General features: G+C 70.8%; 5 protein-coding genes and 2 pseudogenes. 5 read left to right on the top strand and 2 right to left on the bottom strand.

What is annotated here, in order from left to right; all coding sequences use genetic code 11:
* Positions 1–37: 37 nt before the first annotated feature.
* Positions 38–160, bottom strand: coding sequence for a type B 50S ribosomal protein L36 (gene ykgO, locus AB0P35_RS41510; RefSeq protein WP_095878111.1), 123 nt, complete (start codon positions 158–160; stop codon positions 38–40).
* Between the two features lie 285 nt (positions 161–445).
* On the opposite strand from ykgO, the gene AB0P35_RS41505 reads away from it, so the two are divergent.
* The 3 genes and pseudogenes from AB0P35_RS41505 to AB0P35_RS41495 all read left to right on the top strand — a co-directional run.
* Positions 446–2,122: an FAD-dependent oxidoreductase gene (locus tag AB0P35_RS41505; RefSeq protein WP_363521660.1), complete on the top strand. Its 1,677-nt coding sequence runs from the start codon at positions 446–448 to the stop codon at positions 2,120–2,122.
* Positions 2,123–2,207: 85 nt separating this feature from the next.
* Positions 2,208–2,564 carry a UBP-type zinc finger domain-containing protein gene (locus tag AB0P35_RS41500; RefSeq protein WP_363521657.1) on the top strand — a complete coding sequence of 119 codons (357 nt, stop codon included), beginning with the start codon at positions 2,208–2,210 and terminating at the stop codon, positions 2,562–2,564.
* Positions 2,557–2,869, top strand: a pseudogene (locus AB0P35_RS41495) (helix-turn-helix domain-containing protein); the annotation flags it as partial. The gene AB0P35_RS41500 and the pseudogene AB0P35_RS41495, both read left to right, overlap by 8 nt.
* Positions 2,870–3,022: 153 nt before the next feature.
* Here AB0P35_RS41495 and AB0P35_RS41490 read toward each other — a convergent pair.
* Entirely contained in the window at positions 3,023–3,772 is a 750-nt protein-coding gene (locus AB0P35_RS41490) for an NAD(P)-dependent oxidoreductase (RefSeq protein ID WP_363521654.1), read from the bottom strand.
* A gap of 217 nt (positions 3,773–3,989) precedes the next feature.
* Here AB0P35_RS41490 and AB0P35_RS41485 point away from each other — a divergent pair.
* Positions 3,990–4,190: pseudogene (locus AB0P35_RS41485) on the top strand (IS630 family transposase); the annotation flags it as partial.
* A gap of 636 nt (positions 4,191–4,826) precedes the next feature.
* Positions 4,827–5,254, top strand: a 428-nt coding sequence (locus AB0P35_RS41480) for a hypothetical protein (RefSeq protein WP_363521651.1), incomplete at its 3' end; no start/stop codon positions are given.

The following is a 5,254-nucleotide window of genomic DNA, read 5'->3' as shown; positions in this document are numbered from 1 at the left end:
GTCCGGCGGCCCGCCCGCGGCCCGAGCACCCGTCCGGTCAGCCCTGACGTGCCTTGAGTCGCGGGTCCCGCTTGTTCACGACGTAGGTCTTCCCGCGTCGGCGGACGACCTGAGACCCGGGCTTGGCCTTCAGTGCTCGAAGCGAGTTGCGTACCTTCATCGGCTCGTCCTTTCGTTGCATCACGACACCGAACATGTCGCGGGCATGCCAACAGCCTTCTGCTGTTCCTTGTTCCCGTTGCGGCCCGCATGTCCCGACGCCGCCGGCATCCGCGGATTGCACGGCCGCCGGCCGCGAGGTTGCCGCAGGTCACTGCGGAGGGAAGGTGGTCATACGACCCCCGACGCACCGCACCGCCCCGGGCGAGGGGAACGCCGCCCGAGCCGACGGAGGAATCGGAACCGGGCCCCTCCACGCCGCCTGCCAGGTGAAAGAAGGCACCGCATGGACGACGCAGACCGGCTCAGGAATCGGACATGGACAGCGCCGGCGCCGCTGTCGGGGCACCAGCTGGAACGACTGGCGGCGCACGCGGCCGAACACCGCGCGACACCGGGCGAGATCCTCTTCTCGGCCGGTGACGCCTCCTACGACTTCTTCGTCGTCCTCGAAGGGGCCGCGGACATCGTGGCACGACTCGGCGAACCCGACGAGCGGCTGGTGGCGTCCTACGGGCCGGCGGAGTACCTGGGCGAGATCGGCATGCTGACCGGAGAACGCGCCCGGTTCGACGGCGTCATGAGAAGCCCCGGCCGGGTGCTCCGGGTCCCGCTCGAACGGATCCAGACCCTGGTCGCACAGGATCCCGACCTCAGCGAGCACATCCTGCGGACGTTCCTGGAACGTCGGGCGAACCTGCTGCGCAAGGGCACCGGACTGACCTTGATCGGCTCGCGGTACGACGAACGGTGCCGAGCACTCGTGCAGTTGTTCTCGGCCAACCGGACGGGCGTGACCTGGATCGACCTCGAAGAACAGCAGGACGCCGAAGCGCTGCTGCGAGAACTCCGGGTTCCGGTGGCGGACCTCCCCATCGTCCTGATCCCCGGCCGGCCGGTGCTGCGCAACCCGCTGCCCGCCGACGTCGCCGCCGAATTCCGCGAGCCGCCCCCCACACCCGACCGCGGCACCGGCGCCTGCGACCTGCTCGTGGTCGGCGGCGGCCCCGGCGGACTGGCAGCGGCCGTCTACGGCGCCTCGGAAGGGCTGCAGACCGTACTCGTCGACGCGGCCGCCTTCGGCGGGCAGGCCGCCACCTCCTCGCGCATCGAGAACTACCTCGGCTTCCCCGCCGGCCTGTCCGGCGCCGAACTGGCCGCCCGCGGCGTGGTCCAGGCCACCAAGTTCGGCGTCCGACTCCACCGCAACGCCCACGCCACCGCCTTCGCGAGCCACGGCGGCCTGCACACCCTCACCTGCGAGGACGGCCGATCGTTCACGGCCCGCGACGTGATCATCGCCACCGGGGCCCGGTACCGGCGCCTGGACGTTCCGGGCATCGAAGCCTGGGAAGGCACCGGCGTCCACTACTCGGCGACCGTCGCCGAGGCCGGCCACGCGGCCGGGCTGCCGGTCGCGGTGATCGGCGGCGCGAACTCCGCAGGCCAAGCCGCCATGTTCCTCGCACGGACCTCCGATCCGGTGCACCTGCTGGTCCGCGGACACGACCTCGACCACTCGATGTCCCGCTACCTGATCGACGCCATCGCCTCGAACCCGAAGATCCGGGTACGGCTGCGCACGGAAGCCGTCGCCCTCACCGCGGACTCCGCGATCACCGGCCTGGAGGTGATCGACCACGCCACGGACAGGACCTCCACCCTGCCGGTCCGCGCGGTCTTCGTGTTCATCGGCGCGGTGCCCTGCACGGACTGGCTCGACGGCCAGCTGGCCGCCGACGCCAAGGGCTTCCTGCTCACCGGACACGATCTCCACACCGACACGACCGGCCGACGGGCACCCTTCGCCTTCGAAACCAGCACCCCCGGCGTGTTCTGCATCGGCGACGTGCGCAGCGGTAGCGTCAAACGCGTCGCCACCGCGGTCGGCGAGGGCTCCGCCGCGGTACGACTCGTCTTCGAACGACGCCGAGCCGACGGCGCGGACCTGGTGCATCCCTAGCCGTACCGAGCCCCGGACCCCACAGGCAGGCGCCCGGGCGCCCCGCAACTTCCAGCGACCAGCACACCGACCAGGAGGAGCGGACATGATCTCCCAGGACGCCTTCGACCCTTCCGCGCCGCCGAGCGGCACCGGCTGCCTCGAATGCGAAACGGTCGCGGGATGGTGGCTCCACCTGCGCCGCTGCGCCCTGTGCGGACACATCGGCTGCTGCGACGACTCCCTGGCGAAGCACGCCACTGCCCACGCGAACGCCACCGGCCACCCGCTCATCCGCAGCTTCGAACCGGGGGAGACCTGGTTCTGGAACTACGACACCTCCGAGTTCTTCGAGACGGGCCCCGAACTGGCCCCTCCCCTCGGTCACCCTCTCGACCAGCCAGTTCCGGGGCCTGCCGGCAGAGTCCCCATCGACTGGGCTGACCGGCTCGACAATCGCTGAATTACGTCGCGCCTTGCCCGGGGGTGAACAGTCGCCCCCGGCACTGCTGGCCTGCCTGGACCCTCGGTGGGCGGGAGGCCGTCCCCGCCTTCTCAGTCCTGATGACGAGGACTTCGTCGTCCAGACGGCCACCATTCGACCCGACCAGGCTCGGTCAGCCCTTCACCCGCTGGTCGATACGCAAACTGCTCGCCTACCTGCGACGCGTGCACGGTCGGGTGATCCGCATCGGCCGCGAGGCCCTGCGCTGCCTGCTCGCCCGACGCGGCGTCACCTTCCAACGCGCCAAGACATGGAAGGAGTCCAGTGACCTCGTGTCGGCGTTCGTCTGAAAGTGCACAGCCTGGTGCAGGCGAACGTGCACGGCGCCGTGGTGCGCCACGACGTTGGTGGCGCCCGGTAGTCGGTCTTGCGGTTCGCGGCTGCGTTGGGGCTGTCGTTCGTGGGCGGCCGTGTGGTCAGGATCGAAGGTGTGGAAGGGTGAACTCGGGCAGGGCGTAGGGGCCGGCCTGGGGTGCTGCGGGGTCGGCCGGGAGCTCGGCTCCGGGAATGTCGATGGCGTGGGGTTCGGCGTTGTCGACGGGGGTGTAGTCCAGTACCGCCGGATCCGGGAGTTCCCAGAATCGGCGGGTGTTGGCGGAGACGGCGTACACGGTGGCGAAGCGGGTGGATGCCGGGGCGGTCAGCGCGGCCCGAACGTAGCCGACGGCGTCGCGCTGGCTGAGCCACGTCGCCAGATGCCGGGGCTCGGTCGGGACGGGTTCGAAGCTGCCGATGCGCAGGCAGATGACGGACAGGCCGAACTTGTCGGCGTAGAGCTGCCCGAGGGCCTCGATGGCCGCCTTGCTCACCCCGTACAGGCCGTCAGGCCGTACGGGCTCCTGCGGCCTCGTGAGGTGCCCGACGGGGTAGAAGCCGGCCACGCGGTTGCTGCTGGCCAGCACCACCCGCTCGATGCCTGTACGTCGTGCCGCCTCCAGCACGTGGTGGGTGCCGAGCACGTTGACATCGAGGAGATCCGCGAGCGGCGCTTCGTCCGGCACACCGCCCAGATGGAGCACCTGATCAGCGCCCGCGAGCGCTGATTCCACGGCGGCCGCATCACGCAGGTCGACGGTGTGCACGTCCTCGTTGTCGGCCTCCGGCTGCAGCGCCACCCGGTCGAGCAGGATCACCCGCGTCGCTTCACCCCGAAGTGCCTTGCGCACGACGGACCCGATGTTCCCCGCCGCGCCTGTCACCGCCACCGTCCCCAGACGCACGACGCCTCCCCAGGTGATCTCGCCTTGCGTATTCTCGGCGCTGGACGTCCATCGATCAAGCCGCTGCCCGGCCCCACGGCCGGGTATCGGCAGCCCGGCGAGGCTCTGCGGTTGTGCGCGTTGAGCTGTACCTACCGGTGCACGTTCAGGTGCACGCCGACACCCCGAGTGCGACGCCGAACTCGACCGCATTGAGCACGTCCTGGACCGTTTCCCAGACCGCACGTTCGCGGTCTGCGAGTTCGGTCCGCTCGGCATCCGCCCGACCGCGGGGTCCTACTGGGCCAAGCGGGAACGAGCCGACCGTCTGCCCGCGACCTACAAGCGGACCTACGGCGTGGCCTACTTCCACGGCTGCTACTCGCCCGCCTCCACCCGCCGCGCCTACGACTCGGGGGTGCGGAGGGGGCGTCGGAGCAGGCGGAGAACATTCTTGGGAACCGCTGCGGCGGTGCGGACACCAGAGCAGTGTGGAGTCATCTTTGCCCCGTCAGCAGGACCCGGCCGGCGACCGCTGGGCGTTTGCCGCGCTCTTCGACGAGCACGCCCGCACGGGGTGAACAACTCCTCAGCTCCCGGTCCCGCCCGGCAGCGACGAAGAGCTCGACCGGGCGAGGGAGGAATGCGACACAGGGTGGGACCCGCTCGCCAACCACCCACCAAGGCCGCCTCAGCGCGTGCGTTCCTGCCGTTGGCCAACCGAGAATTCGCGAACCCGCGCGCTGCGGGCCGAGCTGCGGGCAAGGCCGTAGCCAGCAAGCTCGGACACCCCGTCCCTCGGACAGGCCGATTCAGCTCCGTCAGCCGACGCGGTTCCAGTCGTCCTTCTTGAAAGCCTTCCTTGAGGACGGACGTGTTGAGCTGGGTTACGACCGTGAACGGTTGGCCGGCGCGCTTGCCGTGCGTCTCGGCCTGGTCGACCAGGAATTGGAAGACGTCCTGGAGGCGGCTGGTGCGTCGCCGAGGGTCGGTCAGTGCCGCGGCGAGGAGTGCGTCGAACATGTCGGTGTCGCCGGCCGACCAGGCGGCCATCAGCCGGCGGGTGAACACCCGTTGCTCCGGGCTGCGCTCTTCGATGGGGACCGGGTTGCCGTCGTCGTCCTTGCTGGTCGCAGTCCGCCCCTTGGAGGAGCGACAGACGGCACACCAGGTCGCAGGCGATCCGGACCAGCGTGGTCGCGGCCGGATCGCCCAGGACCGGGGCCAGGCCTCGAATGTGCAGCCGTCGCGCCGGCCGTCCCGGAGCCGGGTGCGCCACGGGCAGGCGTCGTGCGCGGACTACGGCTGCACCCGTACGGCGTGTCGTCAGGCGGCGCTGCGGGCCCGCCGGCGCCGCGAGATGGACCGCGCCCGGGGCCTGGCCGCCCGCGTCGATCCTGCCCCGGCGGCGCTGCGGGCCGCCGTCCTGGTGCGCCACGCCATGGCCGC

This window comes from Kitasatospora sp. NPDC085879, assembly GCF_040686255.1.
GTDB lineage: Bacteria > Actinomycetota > Actinomycetes > Streptomycetales > Streptomycetaceae > Kitasatospora.
This window is presented reverse-complemented; position numbering and strand designations above follow the sequence as displayed.

What these genes read in the sequence shown, in the direction of transcription:
- AB0P35_RS41500 (WP_363521657.1), top strand. Translation starts at nt 2,208, where the DNA reads ATGATCTCCCAGGACGCCTTCGACCCTTCCGCGCCGCCGAGCGGCACC.
- AB0P35_RS41505 (WP_363521660.1), top strand. Translation starts at nt 446, where the DNA reads ATGGACGACGCAGACCGGCTCAGGAATCGGACATGGACAGCGCCGGCG.
- ykgO (WP_095878111.1), bottom strand. Translation starts at nt 160, where the DNA reads ATGAAGGTACGCAACTCGCTTCGAGCACTGAAGGCCAAGCCCGGGTCT.